Source organism: Cytobacillus sp. T106 (assembly GCF_040492155.1).
In the GTDB taxonomy this organism is placed as follows: domain Bacteria; phylum Bacillota; class Bacilli; order Bacillales; family Cytobacillaceae; genus Bacillus_AB; species Bacillus_AB infantis.
Genome location: NZ_JBEUMK010000013.1, coordinates 1 through 16,319, shown reverse-complemented (window position 1 = coordinate 16,319; position 16,319 = coordinate 1). Strand labels below are relative to the sequence as shown.

The following is a 16,319-nucleotide window of genomic DNA, read 5'->3' as shown; positions in this document are numbered from 1 at the left end:
ATGCAAGCCTCCTTAATCGAATTTTTAGCATAAAAAAACACAGAGGGCGAGACCTCTGTGTTTGAACGCAGACTTGTCCTCTCAATAACGCTTACGAGGTTAGCTGTCGGATTCGGGCTTTGAGAGTGCCCTACCTGTAAAGGATTCACCCCGAGGCATGTGTATGCCGGTTGGATCCCCCGCTCTTTAAAAGATTAAGCGCATCTTTCGATAAATTTTTTTTAATTTTACTCTATGAACCTAGCTTCTGTAAATATTTAAATACTGGAACTGTACTTTAGCCTCACAGAAAAACAAAATAAATGACTGCCGCCAGGATAATTCTGTAAATGGCGAACGGCACCAGCTTGATTCTGTTGATGAGCGCCAGGAAAAAACGGATTGAGGCCAGGGCGAACACAAAGGCACTGATGAAGCCGACAATGAAGAATGGGATGGCATCAGGCGTGAAATACTCCCAATTTTTCAAGAGCGACAGCCCGCTCGCTCCAAGCATAACAGGCACCGCCATAATAAAGGTAAAGTCAGAGGCTGCCCTATGGCTGAGTCCAAGCAGCACCCCGCCCGAGATTGTGGAGCCTGACCGTGAAAAGCCCGGCCATAAAGCGATGCATTGGAACAATCCAATGAGGATTGCCTGCCGGTAAGTGATCTTGTCCACTGTCTCAATGGCCGGCTTCCTCTTTGAATAATAATCAGCTGCAATCATAAGCAATGCTCCAGCCACAAGGCCGATTACCACTGTATTGACAGAGAACAGATACTTATCTATATAATCCTCGAACAGAAGCCCAAGAACCGCAGCAGGCAGCAGGCCTGCCATCACCTGCGTAAGCTTCAGCCTCGGTCCATCCGATTGTTCCTTCCCCCCTTTACCCAGCCCGAGGAGCTGGATAAACCGGTCCTTGAACACAATCACCACCGCAAGGATCGACCCAAGCTGAATGACAACCTTGAATGTATTGGCTACTTCCTTCGAGAAAAGCTCTTTGGATTTTAATAGAATATCGTCCACTATAATCATATGGCCCGTAGACGAAACGGGCGCGAACTCAGTGAGACCTTCAACAATGCCCAATATCAGGGCAACAATCATCTCTTTCATCATTTTCCTCCAGAACAAAACAGCTGCCCCGCATGCAAAAGCTTCTAATATGAGCTCTCACTCGGCGGAGCAGTCCTGCCATCTATTTATTTATCTTTCTCTTTATCATCTTCCATGATGCCTTTTGTTGCCTTTTTGAATTCACGAAGCGTATTGCCGGCTGCCCTGCCAAGCTCAGGAAGCTTTTGCGGACCAAATATTAGCAGCGCAACAAAAACGATGATCATGATTTCCCCAAATCCTAAATTCCTCATCTCTGCACCTCTTTTTTCAGATTAATTTTTATCCATCACTAACAGAGGAGGAGATAAAAAACTTAGAATGAAAAAAGACCGGCGTAAGCAGGAACCTCAATTTTTCCAGCATGATATCCATCCGGAAATATCTTCTATAAAGCAGCATGCCGGCCGGCGCTGCCAATAATGGAAGATACGGGGCTGTTCCCAGGAGCTTCCCTTTTCGCTCAAAAGGTTTTTCTTTCGAAAAAGCCTTGCCCTCCTCCAGTACAATCATTTCAAAACGCTTGTCATCGCCTGAAAGCAGGCTCGAGAAAGGGTCATGACCTAGTCCCCATAAACTATAAACACTGATTGCAAATAGGAAAAGGAGATTCATTCCCGCCATAGTGTCTTCCCTTTCAGTTTGATAGAATTATCATACTTCGTCCGTCCCGGTTTGGAAAGACCGAAAATTGAGAAACGAGCCCCTTTTTATGGAAAAAAGAAAAGGAACAGGCTATCCTGCCCCTTCCTATCTCAAAAATTCATCAGGCAAATGACGCTGGCTGTTCAAAAACATGGCCACTCTTCTTTTATGATCCAGCTTGAACAAATGAACACCGGTATCTCCTGTAGCAAAGAGCCGGGTGCTGGTATTGGGCAGTCCAAGCAGCGCCAGGATCAGCATGGAAATCAACCCGCCGTGCGAAACCGCAGCAATCCGCTTGTATCCTTTTTGTTCAGCATCATCCAGCAGCTCTGACAATACAGTTTCAGCACGGAATCTCATTTCAAGCATCGACTCCCCCTTCTCGATGCGCACATGCGGCTTTCTGCCCTCAGGCGGTTCTGGATAACGGATGCCCGCTTCCTCCCGGGACATCCCGGCCAGAACCCCATTATTGAATTCCATCAGCCTTTCATCCGTCTTCAGCCCGCACCCTGCTCTGTCAGCTGTAATAACCGCTGTTTCATAGGCCCTTTTCAGCGTACTTGCCCAGATGATATCTGGAGGATAGTGTTCGGTGATAAACTCGGCAAGAAGGCCCGCCTGCCTCCTTCCCAAACCGGTCAGCGGAAAATCCGCCCTGCCCTCGTGGACGTTCAGCAGGTCTGCTTCTGACTGGCCATGGCGGATCAGCAATAATTCAAGCATACAATCCACCCCTCTTTCTTTTTTATGTATAAAAAGATGTTCCACTGCCAAAATAAGGATGAATCTTGACAGGAGAACAGATTAGTCAGCAAATCAAATACTTTTTTGCAGCCAATAAAAACTAAAACGAGGTGTAACGTGAATATTTCGGAATTGCTCATAAGGATCTCTGTTTCATTTCTTGTCCTTTTTCTACTAGCCAGACTGATGGGGCGGAAAGAAATTGCCCAGATGACCTTTTTCAATTTTGTCTCAGCCATTGCCATTGGATCTATTGCAGCCAACACAGTCCTTAACCCGAATGTGGCCCTTCGGAGCGGCGTCATTGCACTCACCGGCTGGGCAGTATTCACCATTCTCATGGGTTATCTTGATATCAAATCCCGGAAAGCAAGGTTATTCCTGGAGGGCCAGCCGCTGATTGTCATAAAAGACGGCAAGGTGATGGAAGATTCCCTCCGCAAAGCCAGACTGGATATAGATGCTTTGAATGCCCTGCTTCGGCAGAAAAATATCTTCTCTATCTCTGATGCCGACTATGCAGTGTTTGAAACTGACGGCAAGCTGTCGGTGCTTAAAAAAGAAGGAAAGCGCCCGCTGACGCAAAGCCATGCAGCCCAGGGGAACCCGGTGCCTAAAGATGCCTATCCGGTCGGCACCGCCGTCATTTCCGATGGCCAGCTTGTCTCCCGGAATCTTGACGGCTTAAACCTTTCCCAGGAATGGCTTGAAGACCAGCTCCAGCAAAGCGGCGCCTCCCTGTCTGATGTCTTTTACGCTGAAGTTCAGCAGAATGGCACCCTTTATGTTGACTATAAGGATGATCAGCTTCAATAACCGGAGAAAATACTCTTCATAACTTACTGCGGCGCGGGCTTTACTGCAAAGACAGGGACCTGTAGCCAGGCCCCTGTCTTTCATTTATGCTATCTCACCAGCTCTACAAATTGCTCCAGCTTCTCAAGGCTGGTCAGGTTCTGATTGCACATCATGCTGTCGCTGCAAATATAATTGCCTTTTCTTACGTAAGTCCCTTGAACGGCGCCTTTCTTTTGGGAGACAAACAGTCCTGCCTCTCCATGTTTGCCGCATATGGAACAAATCCCTTTTTGGCTGATCGGCTTGAAGGTTCCCGTCAGGCCGGCAAGCTTATTTTTATACAGCACGGCCATATACCTTCTCCCAGTGCCTTTGTCGTCCCAGGAAAAGTAGGAAAGACCTTTCTGCTCCTCCAGCCCGGCTTCAGGCACCTTCAGCTTCTTAGCCTTGGGAAACAGCTTCCTGGCTGCCTGTTCGCCCACTGCCGGAAATGGGATGATATAAGCCTGCAGGCCTTCCAGGAACCGGTCTGCATCTGTCCTGTCCTTTATATCAGGCAACGGGGCAAGAAGCTCCTCCTGCTCAGCAGTGAGCTCTGGAAACAGTGCTTTAGCCTTCTCGGCTGTGATGGCTCTCAGTGCATTCAGAACCCCTTTATCATTTACTGAACTGTGCCCGTTCACAAGGTGGGCTGCCTGTTCTTTTATAAAATTATACTGGTCGTTCCGGATAAAGTGTTCCATTTCATTCACTCCTATTCTGTCCCGGATCAGGCTGTTGATTTCTAAAGACAATTATAAGAAAAATCAGCAGCCGGGAATAGGCCGAGAATGACTCTGAACCAAAGTGTACCTACTGCCTGCGCTTCTGTTTTGAATAGACTATCTTTTTGATTGTTTCATTGGCCAGGAAGTATTCTTCCGCCAGCACTTCGACCGGCTTTCCGTTCCGGAATGCCATCCTGATTTCCTCATTGCGTGCATCAATCTGCTTCCGCCCTCCGGAGGACTCCCCCCACTTTTGCCGGGCAGCCTCAGGCTTCGGAATATAAATCATCTCACCTTGAATATATTTCTGGATCTCCGCTATCAGCTCTTCAGGCAAAACAGCAGCTGCTTTTACATAGCTCATTTCGGCCAGCTCCTTATTTTAATGGTTTCTTAAATAAGGGGCAAAGCCAGTAATAGAAATGAGATTACATTGTAAGGGCGATTATATGAACCTTCTCCCCATGCAAAGTATCGCCTTTCCTCTTACAGGCTTTGCATGAGCCGCTCCAGTATCCGGCAGCCGGAATATTTCTGCCATTTTACCCACCTCCCGATTACCCTGATTTTGGTATTTATTATAGTACAATTCGGGTGTGTCTGCATGTTTTTTGTGAGAACAGGCTGCATGCTCTGCGGCTGTCCCTGTGCCTCGAGGAACAACAAAAAAAGCATGGAAAGAGCAGAAGCCCTTTTCCATGCTTTCTTATTCTAGCAGCAATTGCCCGTATTCCCCAGCAGTACAAGGCCTTTCTTGTCTCCGCTAAGATCAAGGACCAGATCCTCTACATTCGGTTCAATGATCGGATCGATTGCCACCATGATTTCATTGATTGTTGATACATTATCGTCCTCTTCCGGCTCATCCAGAGCCAGTCCTACTTTTGGCTGTCCTCAGCCATAGCCTGCGAAATATATGCGGATATTGCGGGCATTTTCTTTTTCAAACATCTGCTTTAAAATATCGCGTGCCTGATCAGTGATTTTCATCTGCAATTCCTCCTTTGCTGCTGTTATTATTACTTTACCACACAAACACCCGGGCTGGTATCAAATCAGCTCCACACAGCCCTGGGACTGTCATCCAATTGCTTCCTGCGATTGCATTTTTGCCCCAACACTGTCAGACTAGGATTGACAGATTATGAAGGCGAAGGTGAAAAGCTTGATTGAAGTTAGAATCTCAAACATTACCGATGACGAAACCAATAAAGGTGTGTTCGCTACCCGTGATATCAAAAAGGGAGAGCTGATCCACAGGGCTCCGGTACTTGCATATCCAAATGAAGAACATAAATATATTGAAAAAACCAGGCTCGCCGACTATGTATTCGAGTATGGGACGAACCATTCTGCCCTTCTCCTTGGATATGGAATGCTGTTCAACCATTCCTATGAGCCGAATGCCGATTATGAAATCAGTTTCGAGAATCACTCTTTTGATTTCTATGCTTACAAGGATATAAAAAAAGATGAAGAAATCATGATCAACTATAACGGCGATCCCGATGATGATGCTCTACTATGGTTTAACGGAGGAGAAGAATAAGGAGGGGCAGCTTCCCTCCTTATTCACTCTGCCATCCTGCTGTTCACATAAAATACGAGCCCCATCATAATGGCTATACAGAGCATGATCAAAAACTTCGGTGAACCCACTCCCAGAATACCGCCGATAATGAGAACGATGCCAAGAACCGCTTCCGTTCCCCCTACTAAATGGGCCAGTTTGTTTTTATCCCTTACCCTTTTTTCATTGAACCCCGATAGAAGCCACGTCATTTTCTTAACTCCTACCAGAAAGCCAAGCACAAGAAAAATAGTTCCAAAAATAATTAAATCCTGATTCATTGATTCATCTCCTTATAATTTCTTCACTATGGCCGGAATAATATAAAACGGAATAAATAGGGTTGCCAGCAGATAAATTAAGATCGTTTCTTTGTCCAGGCCGATCGCTGCCGAACTGGCAGTTTCCAAACACAGCAGCACGATTAAAATAAAATTCAGCAGATAGATGCTCCGCAGTGACCATTTTGCAATGTTGGCATTTACCCTGTCATCAAACTCGACTTCCTCTTCCTTCATACGCACCCTCAACATTTTGGCCAGGGCCACAAGGACAATTCCACATACCAGTAAAGTCCACTTGAAGATGCCGTCATCCATTAGAAACAAAACGAAAACAAAGGAAAGGACGGGCAGATAAGTAAACAGTATTCTCATAATCATTCCTCCATCCAGAATAGCTTCTCAACGGATGTATCAAGGGCAGCAGCAATCAGCAGGCAGACTTTAATGGTTGGATTATACTTCTGCGATTCAATCAAATTCATCGTCTGACGGGTCACCCCGACAAGCTTTGCCAGGTCTCCCTGCGTCAAGTTCCCTTTTTCCATCCTTGTAATCTTTACCGCATTCTTAACCAGAATTTCTTTCAAACACGCGCCTCCCACCAATATTGCCTTTTTCTGTTATTTATATTGTAACATATAATTTACTTTTGTCGTATATATATGACAATATTCTTTGGAAACTTTTTTAAATATTGCGATTCAAACGTTCAATTGAATCCTCACTTTCTTGCAGCAGCAGTCCATTGTTACCCTTAGTCAAACGTTTGATTAAAGTCTCATACACTATTGCATCAGCAGCCAGTTGCTTTCCTTCATCAAACGTTTGATTAAACCTTGGATACTGTGACAGCAGTACAATTGCAGCCCTTAATTAAACATTTGATTAATACCTTTACATTCTCACACCTATGCAAAAAGGAGGCATCCTGAAAGGAGCCTCCTTAGACAAACTATATATAATCCTTACTTCCGCTTATTCAACCGTAACAGATTTAGCCAGGTTGCGCGGTTTGTCTACATCGCATTCGCGGTGCAGGGCAGCATAGTAAGAGATCAGCTGCAATGGTATAACAGAGATAAGAGGTGTTAATAATTCATTAATTTCCGGAATAACAAAGCGGTCTTCTTCCTGCTCAAGCCCCTTCATGCTGATGATGCATGGGTTGGCGCCGCGGGATACAACTTCCTTGACGTTTCCTCGGATGCTCAGGTTGACGCTTTCCTGTGTAGCAAGGGCAATGACCGGTGTACCGTCCTCAATCAGGGCGATGGTACCGTGCTTCAATTCTCCGCCGGCAAAGCCTTCAGCCTGGATATAAGAAATCTCCTTCAGTTTCAGTGAGCCTTCAAGGCCGACATAGAAGTCGATGCCGCGGCCGATGAAGAAAGCGTTGCGTGTTGTTGCCAGGTATTCGCGGGCAATCGCTTCGAATTCTTCTTTGCTGTCACAGAGAACCTCCATAGCATTGGCAGCGATGCCAAGCTCCTGAACCAGGTTAAACGGCAGTCCAAGCCCTTTGCTCTTCGCTGTTACTTCTGCCAGGATGGCAAGTACAGCCAGCTGGGCAGTATATGCTTTTGTTGAAGCAACGGCAATTTCAGGACCTGCATGAAGAAGCAGCGTGTAATCAGCTTCACGGGAAAGGGTTGATCCCTGTACATTCGTGATGGTCAGTGCTTTATAGCCCATCTCCTTGATGTTTACAAGCACGGCACGGCTGTCTGCTGTTTCACCGCTCTGTGAAATAAAGATGAATAGCGGCTTTTCTGACAGAAGAGGCATATTGTAGCCGAATTCGCTGGCAATATGGACTTCTACCGGAATTTTTGCCATTCTTTCGATGAACTGCTTGCCGACAAGGCCGGCATGATAAGAAGTACCAGCTGCAATGATATAAATCCGGTCGCTTTCATTCATCGCATCAAGGATATCCTGGTCGATGACCAATTCACCATTTGCATTCTGGTATTTCTGGATGATGCGGCGTGTCACAAGCGGCTGCTCATCAATTTCCTTCAGCATATAGTGAGGGTATGTGCCCTTTTCAATATCGCTTGCATCAAGCTCTGCTGTGTAGGGATTTCTGGCAATGATTTGGCCGTCCATATCCTGGATCATGACTTCGTTCTTTTTAACGATGACGATTTCTTTATCCATCAGCTCGACATACTGGTCTGTCACCTGAAGCATTGCCATTGCATCGCTCGCAACCACATTGAATGTGTCGCCAAGACCGACAAGAAGCGGGCTCTTGTTCTTCGCTACAAAGATCGTTTCATCATTCTGCTCATCAAGGAGCGCCAAAGCATAAGAACCCTTCAGAAGGCGCAGTGTCTTGCGGAAAGCATCTTCTGTTGCTTCCCCTTCATTTACGAACAGCTCAATCAGCTGGACGATGACTTCTGTGTCCGTATCGCTCTGAAGCTCTACACCGCTCAGAAATTCGCGCTTCAGCTGGTCATAGTTTTCAATAACACCGTTGTGTACGAGTGTGAAGCGTCCGCCCGCACTCTGGTGGGGATGGGCATTCTTTTTGCTCGGTACACCATGAGTCGCCCAGCGCGTGTGTCCGATCCCGGTGTGGGCTTCCACATCTCCATCAACGATGCTGCGCAGGTCGGCAATGCGGCCTTTTTCCTTGAAAACATGAACACCGTTTTCGTTCATGACCGCGATCCCTGCTGAGTCATAGCCTCTATATTCAAGCTTTTCCAAGCCTTTTAATAATACTTCCTTTGAATCAGTGTTTCCGATATAACCTACAATTCCGCACATACTTCTGTGTCCTCCCTAATAAAGGGGGCAAGAAGCCTTTTTTAGAGGGCATACTTGCCCCCTTATCTCTAGTTTTTGTTTGTTCAGAAGCATATCCCTCTCTTTGTCCACCAAGTTGCCTTGATGCTTTAAAGAAGGATTTTCGGTTGTGCTTGCTCAACCGGGAGGCATCCGCCGAAAAATCGATAAACCTCCTCCTCGTCAACTAGCCCTCTCATGGCTAGTTCAGGCGCTTTAAAAGTATACCCTGACGACCCACCTTTCTATTATTGAATATGCTTTGCACAATGGTTTGCAAAAACAGGATAATCATACATCACTACGTGAGAATCCGTCAACTGATATCATAAAAAATACACATTTTCCCATGAAGCTTTGGGGCTCCATATAAAAAAATATGCATAGAGGCGCCAAAGCGTTCCTCTATGCATATCTTCCCTTCGATTACTCCTTTAAACCCATTTCCTCGCGGACAACAGCGGCTATGCGTTCCACATACGCCTCACACTGCTCCTTTGTTGGCGCCTCAGCCATTACACGGACCAATGGCTCAGTGCCGGAAGGCCTGACAAGGATGCGTCCGTTTCCTTTCATTTCATTTTCAACCTCTGTAATCACGGCATGAACTTTATCGTTGTCTGTTACATGGTGCTTGTCTGTAACTTTAATGTTGACGAGCGTCTGCGGGAACTTCTTCATTTCATTCGCAAGCTCTGACAGCGGCTTCTTGGTCGCTTGCATGATATTGGCAAGCTGAAGGCCAGTCAAAAGTCCATCACCGGTTGTGTTGTAGTCAAGGAAGATAATATGGCCGGATTGCTCCCCGCCAAGGCTGTAGCCCTCTTTTTTCATTTCCTCCACCACATAGCGGTCTCCGACTGCAGTCTGGATGCTTTCAATGCCGTTTGCTTCAAGCCCTTTGTAGAAGCCCAGGTTGCTCATGACTGTGGATACAACTGTGTTATGCTTCAGACGGCCCTGCTCTTTCAGGTATTTTCCGCAGATATACATGATTTGATCTCCATCAACGATGTCGCCATTTTCGTCTACAGCAATCAAACGGTCTCCGTCGCCGTCAAAAGCAAATCCGGCATCTGCCCCTTTTTCCTTTACAAAGGCCGAAAGCGCTTCAGGATGGGTCGATCCTACGCCATCGTTGATGTTAAGACCGTTAGGGGATGCGCCCATTGTCGAAAGGTCGGCATCAAGGTCTGCAAACAAATGTGCTGCCAGTGAAGATGTAGCACCGTTCGCACAGTCAAGCGCAATATGTATGCCTGAGAAGTCTTCATCAACACTTTGCTTCAAATATTGAAGATATTTCTGTCCGCCTTCAAAATAATCATTCACCTGGCCAAGGTCTGCCCCTACCGGACGCGGAAGCTCATCTTCTGCCTTATCCATGAGAGCTTCAATTTCCAGCTCCTGATCATCTGAAAGCTTAAAGCCATCTGGCCCGAAGAATTTGATCCCGTTATCAGCTACAGGGTTGTGGGAAGCTGAGATCATGACACCTGCCTGTGCACCAAGGGCTTTTGTCAGATACGCTACTCCAGGCGTTGAAATGACGCCGAGGCGCATAACTTCAGCTCCAATGGAAAGCAGTCCTGCTACAAGGGCTCCTTCCAGCATATGCCCTGATATGCGTGTATCGCGGCCGATCAATACTTTTGGGCGTTCCTCATTCTTTGTTAGCACATATCCGCCAAACCGGCCCAGTTTAAAAGCCAGCTCCGGGGTTAACTCACTGTTTGCAATCCCTCGTACTCCATCGGTACCGAAATATTTACCCATTAAAAATCGCTCCTTCTAACCATAGTGACATTATATTTAAGCTTCTTCATTCTTTTGAGTGATAGAAATCTTTACTGTTTCTCTTGATAGCTTCCAGCTTACATTATCGGGGCCAGTCACCTTTACAGGCACATTATGCTCCCCTTCTGACAGGCTGCTTGCATCGACGAATATATTGAAATCTGCAGAACCAAGGCCATTGACCACACCGACCGGCCCCTGGACAGACAGATTTGTTCTCCCTGATCCATCAGCGAAAGCAGCGGTATATCCTTCTGCTGCCCCAGTCAGGTCAATCGGAAGGTTCGAGAAGGTTTTGGTTTCATCCTTCTCTGTTTCTTCCGCAGGAGGAGTCGCCGTCTCAGCTTCATCTTCTTCTGCTTCTGAGCCGGCGTCCTCCTGATCTTCCTGACTTTCAGCTGTCACATCCACGGAAGCCTCTACTGTCTTCGGATCGACAGATGTGATGCCGTCCGGGATGATGACCGGAAGGGTCTGAACACCATCTTTGGTGATCTTGCCCAGGTCAATCTCAACCCTAACTCTTTCCGTCTGGCCGAGCGCTTCTTCGCTTCCGGTGATTCTCGCCTCAGCTGTATCCAGATCAATACTGTTAAGCGTCACACCCGAAGGCAGTGAACCTTTCCGGACGACATCGATCGGCACGGTCTTAGCGAGGCTTTTCACAGAGACGGTAACCTCTACCGTCTCTGGATCGACAGCTACATTCAGCTTATTCATATCCCTGTCGAGCACCCTGATGCTTGCAGCTCCTGTGACAGATTCCTCTATCGGACCTTTGACATCGAGAGCTGCCTTCACATAGCTGATGCGGTCGACTACGTCCTTGGCACCCGTTATTTTAACAGTTTCAGGCTTAACAGATGGTGCTCCGGATGTGAATCCGTCTCCAAGCAGGGACTGGTTGAATTCAGGCTCTACCTTGAACTCCTTCGTTACTTTCTCCTGGATAGAGACTGTTGCATATAACGGATCGACTGTTACATCGAGGCGATCCGAAATGTCCCTTACAAGGATCCGGACCTGCTTTTCGCCAACTTCAGCATCAGATAAATTTACATATACTTCAAAGTCCCGCTGCGTCTTGGCGATCTGGACATGGCTTTTCGGCCCTGACACCCTCACATCCACAGTATCCGGAACTCCGGTGACGACAAGATTATCGGTATCATAATAGGATTTGACCGGGACATCTTCAATCAGCTCAGTGTCCTGATCCCCGGGAACATTAACCTCGCCCGATTTGTCGGATCCATCATAGACAGCATCAAAAAGGAGCAAAGCCAGCACAAGGGCCACAGCTTTCATGAACCACCTGTTGTCCACCAGCTTATCAATCAGCTTATCCATTTTTCTTCCCCCTCCAATTCCAGCGGGCTGAAGAAGACTGTTTCGCCTTCTGGCTGACAATCAATTCATTGGATAGGAGCTCCTTGAATGCCTCAGAGCTCAGGCTTCTGTGAAGCTCACCGTTTTTAGTCAGTGAGACGCTTCCCGTTTCTTCAGATACAACGATGGTAAGGCTGTCTGTGACCTCACTGATTCCCAGGGCGGCCCTGTGCCTTGTGCCAAGTTCCTTAGAAATGAACGGACTCTCAGACAGCGGCAGATAGCAGGCTGCAGCTTCCACACAGTTCCTCTGAATAATGACCGCCCCGTCATGAAGTGGTGTATTCGGGATGAAAATATTGATCAGGAGCTCTGATGATATTTTTGAATTCAGCTGAATGCCTGTTTCTATATAATCGCCCATCCCTGTTTCACGCTCAATCGAAATCAGGGCGCCAATCCGGCGTTTAGCCATATAATCAACGGCCTTTGTAATGGAATCCACCATCTTTTCCTGTTCATTTTCTTCCTGGGAGCTGCTTCTCGAAAAGAATCTTCCCCTCCCCAGCTGCTCAAGCGCCCTCCGGAGCTCAGGCTGGAAGATGATGATAATGGCCAGGACCCCCCATAGCAGAACCTGTTCCATCATCCAGCCAAGTGTCTGCAGCTGGAATTTATCGCTGATCACCTTGACGATCAGAATGACAAAAATCCCTTTCAAGAGCTGTACGGCCTTGGTGCCCCTCACAATCATGATCAGTTTGTAGATGACGTACCAAACAAGGAGAATGTCAACAATATTAGCCAGGTATTTCAAAATTGAGAAATCTGCAAACGACATTATCCCTTCCTCCAAATATATTTTTCCAAAAAGCATAAGCTTTGTTTTCAATGTATGTAACTCACATATTATATCATAAATACTCTGAAAACCAATGATATGGACATGGGATATATTGCAAAGCTCTTGGCGTGCCTTCTCATTCATCTAAAAGAAAATCCCTGCCAAATGAATATCGGCTCAGCCGGATATTTCTAGTTTGACAGGGATTTGCTCTCTCTATTCAATCAGCCTGCTGCAGGCTCTTTTTCTTTCTCATCGAACACATTCACAAGATCTTTGCCAAGGCTCTTGATATGATACCAGAGCCACTCAAACACTTCATTCACTTCCTTGATATCACCAGTCACCTGGCCTGCAGAAGCCATATACTGCTCTCCATTGATGACGGTCACATCGCCATCGACCTGGCCTTCGATTTTTATCTTGCCATTGCGGACAATCACATCACCCTTGATTACTTCACCTTCCGGTACGATGACCGTGTCATTCTGGACGATCAGGTTCGGCTGTTTGGAGACCGAAAAATTATGGTCCTTATTCCAGGTGGAGACGACACTTCCCATCATAAGGATGAGGAACAGGGAAGCAGCAGTAAGCAGGGGATGATGCCTGAACCAACGCTGGAAGCCCACCTGCTTCTTTTCTTTTGGAAGCTTCGCCATCACACCAGCTGTGAAGCCTGACGGAGCTTGTATATGTGAAGTGCTTTGCACTAGTGCAATAGCTCTCTTTAATTCATGAAAATAAGAGCGGCATTCGTCGCAGCTGCTCAAATGCTCCCTTAATTGCTGTTCATGCTCGGCTGAGATCTCTTCATCTAGATACTCGTGCATATACTCGACAATCTCTGCTGGACATTTCAAAGTTCTCACCCTCTTAAAATGATAAGCTGAATTCATTTTTGCAAAAGAAGATGGCATAGCCATTCATCTCTACACATGACGCAGCTGCTTTCTTAAAGCTTCCCTGCCCCTGTGTATGCGGGTCTTAACCGTCCCGAGCGGCAGGTCCATAATCTCGCTTATTTCGTTGAGAGAAAGCTCCTCGATATATTTCAGCACAATTACTGACCTGTATTTTTCAGGAAGCTTGGAAATTTCGTTTTGAATGGTTTCCTGAAGCTCCAGGCTCTCTACATCTTCCTCGGGCAGTCTGGTATCCGCTGCAATCTGCGAATACATCGTCAATCCGTCCGTCCCGGCAACCTCCGCATCCAGAAAATAGTCGGGCTTTTTCTTCCTGATCCGGTCAATGCATAAATTGGTTGCGATTCTGTACAGCCAGGTGGAAAACTTCAGGTCGATATTAAAGCTTTGAATATTAACATATGCGCGCAGGAAAGCCTCCTGTGCAATATCCTCCGCCTCATGGCGGTTGCCGAGCATACGGAAACAAAGCTGGAACACCTTGTCTTTATAAATTTCCACAATTTCCCCAAAAGCATTCTGGTCGCCTTTTAATACCTGTTTGATCCTTTTCTTTACGATTGCTTCCATTTCTATTTACCTCCGCTCTAATGCGGCTATACGATATTACGGATCGATAGCGGAAAAGGTTTCGTTTTTTATATAAAATTTCTCAATAACTATTATTTTAACAAAAATTTACTTCTTCATGTTTAAAAAGTTTTAAATGGGGTATAAAGGGACTAATTAAGCTGAGGAAAAGGCAGGTTTTTTTGAATGGGCATTCAAGAACTGTTGCAGGATATTGAAAAGTGCCGCAAGGAAATGGTCCAACTGGCTTCCCGTACCTCTTTGTCCAGCCATCATGTAATTGAAGCCAGTACAAGGCTGGATTCATTGCTGAACAAATACAATCATCTGGTCAAAAAACGGTAACTTGAAAAATCAAGTTACCGTTTTTTGTTTCTTTCTTTAAAGGAGCTTTTCGCCGAAAAGCGATCCCATCAGCGCAACGGCTACAGATGCCGTCTTATTCTTGTCATCGAGGATCGGATTGACCTCCACGAACTCAGCGGAAGTGATCAGCTCCGCTTCTGCAAGCATTTCCATCGCCAGGTGGCTTTCACGGTAGCTGATGCCTCCTATGACTGGAGTCCCCACGCCTGGTGCATCGTTGGGATCCAGCCCGTCCAGATCCAATGATAAATGAACCCCATCAGTCCGGTCCCTCAGATACTCAATTGCTTCTTCCATCACTCTTGCCATCCCGAGCCTGTCAATCTCATGCATTGTATATACTTTGATGCCCTTCTCCTTCACAAGCTCTTTCTCACCCTCATCCAGGGCCCTTGCTCCGATGATGACGATGTTCTCAGGCTTTACCTTCGGTGAGTAGCCCCCAATCCCGGTCAGAAGCGGATGGCCGATGCCCAGCGAAGCTGCCAGCGGCATGCCATGGATATTCCCGGAAGGCGATGTTTCTGCTGTATTCAGATCTCCATGGGCATCATACCAGATGACGCCGAGGTTTTTATAGTGCCGCGACACACCTGCAAGCGTCCCGATGGCAATGCTGTGGTCCCCGCCTAACACAAGAGGGAATGAACCGCCCTTGATTACTTCATCAACCTTTTCTGCCAGCTGGCCGGTCTTATCTGCAATAAGCTCAAGATTCCTCAGATTGGTATCTGGATCTATCTCCACCTCCGGGCGTCCAATCGCTATATCACCCAGATCATGAATGTGCTCAAATAAAGATTTCAGACGTTCATTTACACCGGCATAGCGGATAGCACTTGGCCCCATATCAACACCTCGCCTCATTTGCCCAAGATCCATCGGCATCCCGATAATCGATAGTTTCTTCATCTCTCTATGTTCCTCCTTCACCCCTGTTCTGCTTTCATTTTAACCGCTTTCAAAGCAATGACTCAACTCGACAAAATCATGCATATATATGCGTACTTTTCTGAAAAATCAAAAGGATAAAAAGATAGAGGTAAATTCCTGGGGAATCGGCAGCATGAATTATAACGAAAATGGCATGATCACCCGCGGATAACACAAGCTGCTACAGATTTAGATTCGATGTTCATGTACAGCTGTTAGAAGTTATAACATTTTTAAACATAAAAAAACCTTAAACCCGGCAGAGTTTAAGGTAAGATGTATGTAGTAATGGTGGAGCCTAGCGGGATCGAACCGCTGACCTCCTGCGTGCAAAGCAGGCGCTCTCCCAGCTGAGCTAAGGCCCCGTATATTGGAGCGGAAGACGGGATTCGAACCCGCGACCCCCACCTTGGCAAGGTGATGTTCTACCACTGAACTACTTCCGCATTCATTAAGACAAACCTTAGGGTATAAAACCTAAGGCCTGCCCTGCTATGATGAGCCATGAAGGACTCGAACCTTCGACCCTCTGATTAAAAGTCAGATGCTCTACCGACTGAGCTAATGGCTCAAAAAATGGCTGGGCTAGCTGGATTCGAACCAACGCATGACGGAGTCAAAGTCCGTTGCCTTACCGCTTGGCTATAGCCCATTGATCAATGACCTGCCGGTCAAAATAAAAAGGACATTTATAAGATTGTCCAAATCTGCAGTTTTTATTCAAAATGGTGGAGGGGGACGGATTCGAACCGCCGAACCCGGAGGGAGCGGATTTACAGTCCGCCGCGTTTAGCCACTTCGCTACCCCTCCACATTCCATTACAGATAAGTAAAGGAAA

Annotated in this window: 19 protein-coding genes, 5 tRNA genes and 1 riboswitch; of the genes, 3 read left to right on the top strand and 21 right to left on the bottom strand. The window is 46.6% G+C overall.

All coding sequences use genetic code 11. The features are described 5' to 3' along the window. Positions 1–73 precede the first annotated feature (73 nt). A riboswitch (cyclic di-AMP (ydaO/yuaA leader) is annotated at positions 74–211 on the bottom strand. 72 nt (positions 212–283) lie between these two features. From ABU165_RS19755 to ABU165_RS19740, 4 genes are all read right to left on the bottom strand, one after another. Then, positions 284–1,105 carry an undecaprenyl-diphosphate phosphatase gene (locus ABU165_RS19755; RefSeq protein WP_318060845.1) on the bottom strand — a complete coding sequence of 274 codons (822 nt, stop codon included), beginning with the start codon at positions 1,103–1,105 and terminating at the stop codon, positions 284–286. An 86-nt stretch (positions 1,106–1,191) separates the two neighbouring features. Further along, complete coding sequence (locus tag ABU165_RS19750) at positions 1,192–1,359, bottom strand: twin-arginine translocase TatA/TatE family subunit (protein ID WP_009795699.1); 168 nt, start codon at positions 1,357–1,359, stop codon at positions 1,192–1,194. 28 nt (positions 1,360–1,387) lie between these two features. Then, positions 1,388–1,729 carry a hypothetical protein gene (locus ABU165_RS19745; RefSeq protein WP_009795698.1) on the bottom strand — a complete coding sequence of 114 codons (342 nt, stop codon included), beginning with the start codon at positions 1,727–1,729 and terminating at the stop codon, positions 1,388–1,390. A gap of 126 nt (positions 1,730–1,855) precedes the next feature. Beyond that, positions 1,856–2,479, bottom strand: coding sequence for a histidine phosphatase family protein (locus ABU165_RS19740; protein WP_224952211.1), 624 nt, complete (start codon positions 2,477–2,479; stop codon positions 1,856–1,858). A gap of 138 nt (positions 2,480–2,617) precedes the next feature. On the opposite strand from ABU165_RS19740, the gene ABU165_RS19735 reads away from it, so the two are divergent. Beyond that, positions 2,618–3,316: a DUF421 domain-containing protein gene (locus ABU165_RS19735; protein WP_022543232.1), complete on the top strand. Its 699-nt coding sequence runs from the start codon at positions 2,618–2,620 to the stop codon at positions 3,314–3,316. A gap of 89 nt (positions 3,317–3,405) precedes the next feature. On the opposite strand, the gene ABU165_RS19730 is transcribed toward ABU165_RS19735, so the two are convergent. After that, positions 3,406–4,041, bottom strand: coding sequence for a FusB/FusC family EF-G-binding protein (locus tag ABU165_RS19730; RefSeq protein ID WP_224952213.1), 636 nt, complete (start codon positions 4,039–4,041; stop codon positions 3,406–3,408). A gap of 109 nt (positions 4,042–4,150) precedes the next feature. Further along, positions 4,151–4,429, bottom strand: coding sequence for a CD3324 family protein (locus ABU165_RS19725; RefSeq protein WP_009795694.1), 279 nt, complete (start codon positions 4,427–4,429; stop codon positions 4,151–4,153). An 801-nt stretch (positions 4,430–5,230) separates the two neighbouring features. Between ABU165_RS19725 and ABU165_RS19720 the strand changes: the two genes are divergently transcribed. Further along, positions 5,231–5,614 carry an SET domain-containing protein gene (locus ABU165_RS19720; RefSeq protein ID WP_035403454.1) on the top strand — a complete coding sequence of 128 codons (384 nt, stop codon included), beginning with the start codon at positions 5,231–5,233 and terminating at the stop codon, positions 5,612–5,614. A 23-nt stretch (positions 5,615–5,637) separates the two neighbouring features. Here ABU165_RS19720 and ABU165_RS19715 read toward each other — a convergent pair whose 3' ends face one another. The 9 genes from ABU165_RS19715 to sigW all read right to left on the bottom strand — a co-directional run bounded on the left by ABU165_RS19715 (position 5,638) and on the right by sigW (position 14,181). Then, positions 5,638–5,916, bottom strand: a complete 279-nt coding sequence (locus tag ABU165_RS19715) for a DUF3784 domain-containing protein (protein WP_009795689.1) — start codon at positions 5,914–5,916, stop codon at positions 5,638–5,640. Positions 5,917–5,928: 12 nt separating this feature from the next. Beyond that, positions 5,929–6,291 carry a hypothetical protein gene (locus ABU165_RS19710; protein WP_022543228.1) on the bottom strand — a complete coding sequence of 121 codons (363 nt, stop codon included), beginning with the start codon at positions 6,289–6,291 and terminating at the stop codon, positions 5,929–5,931. A gap of 2 nt (positions 6,292–6,293) precedes the next feature. Then, positions 6,294–6,506, bottom strand: coding sequence for a helix-turn-helix transcriptional regulator (locus tag ABU165_RS19705; RefSeq protein ID WP_129614017.1), 213 nt, complete (start codon positions 6,504–6,506; stop codon positions 6,294–6,296). Positions 6,507–6,894: 388 nt separating this feature from the next. Then, positions 6,895–8,697 (bottom strand): glutamine--fructose-6-phosphate transaminase (isomerizing), encoded by a 1,803-nt coding sequence (gene glmS / locus ABU165_RS19700; RefSeq protein ID WP_318060821.1) that lies wholly within the window; start codon positions 8,695–8,697, stop codon positions 6,895–6,897. A 444-nt stretch (positions 8,698–9,141) separates the two neighbouring features. Beyond that, on the bottom strand, positions 9,142–10,491 hold the full coding sequence (gene glmM / locus ABU165_RS19695; protein WP_318060820.1) for a phosphoglucosamine mutase: 1,350 nt from the start codon (positions 10,489–10,491) through the stop codon (positions 9,142–9,144). Between the two features lie 36 nt (positions 10,492–10,527). Then, complete coding sequence (locus tag ABU165_RS19690; RefSeq protein WP_129614015.1) at positions 10,528–11,862, bottom strand: CdaR family protein; 1,335 nt, start codon at positions 11,860–11,862, stop codon at positions 10,528–10,530. Then, entirely contained in the window at positions 11,855–12,682 is an 828-nt protein-coding gene (cdaA, locus tag ABU165_RS19685) for a diadenylate cyclase CdaA (protein WP_009795682.1), read from the bottom strand. Before cdaA ends, ABU165_RS19690 begins: the two co-directional genes overlap by 8 nt. A gap of 227 nt (positions 12,683–12,909) precedes the next feature. Continuing rightward, positions 12,910–13,548, bottom strand: coding sequence for an anti-sigma factor family protein (locus tag ABU165_RS19680; protein ID WP_035403448.1), 639 nt, complete (start codon positions 13,546–13,548; stop codon positions 12,910–12,912). 69 nt (positions 13,549–13,617) lie between these two features. Then, on the bottom strand, positions 13,618–14,181 hold the full coding sequence (gene sigW / locus ABU165_RS19675; RefSeq protein ID WP_009795680.1) for an RNA polymerase sigma factor SigW: 564 nt from the start codon (positions 14,179–14,181) through the stop codon (positions 13,618–13,620). 186 nt (positions 14,182–14,367) lie between these two features. Here sigW and ABU165_RS19670 point away from each other — a divergent pair, with 186 nt between their 5' ends. Continuing rightward, a complete protein-coding gene (locus ABU165_RS19670) occupies positions 14,368–14,526 on the top strand; it encodes an aspartyl-phosphate phosphatase Spo0E family protein (RefSeq protein WP_022543224.1) in 159 nt (52 codons plus the stop codon). A gap of 36 nt (positions 14,527–14,562) precedes the next feature. Here the strand turns inward: ABU165_RS19670 and rocF are convergent, their stop codons facing one another. The 6 genes from rocF to ABU165_RS19640 all read right to left on the bottom strand — a co-directional run bounded on the left by rocF (position 14,563) and on the right by ABU165_RS19640 (position 16,291). Then, positions 14,563–15,459 carry an arginase gene (rocF, locus tag ABU165_RS19665; protein ID WP_009795852.1) on the bottom strand — a complete coding sequence of 299 codons (897 nt, stop codon included), beginning with the start codon at positions 15,457–15,459 and terminating at the stop codon, positions 14,563–14,565. Between the two features lie 310 nt (positions 15,460–15,769). Next, positions 15,770–15,845 (bottom strand) — tRNA-Ala (locus ABU165_RS19660). A gap of 6 nt (positions 15,846–15,851) precedes the next feature. Then, a tRNA-Gly gene (locus tag ABU165_RS19655) sits at positions 15,852–15,926 on the bottom strand. A 52-nt stretch (positions 15,927–15,978) separates the two neighbouring features. Continuing rightward, a tRNA-Lys gene (locus tag ABU165_RS19650) sits at positions 15,979–16,051 on the bottom strand. Between the two features lie 6 nt (positions 16,052–16,057). Further along, positions 16,058–16,132, bottom strand: a tRNA-Gln gene (locus ABU165_RS19645). Positions 16,133–16,206: 74 nt separating this feature from the next. Further along, a tRNA-Tyr gene (locus ABU165_RS19640) sits at positions 16,207–16,291 on the bottom strand. Between the last annotated feature and the right edge of the window lie 28 nt (positions 16,292–16,319).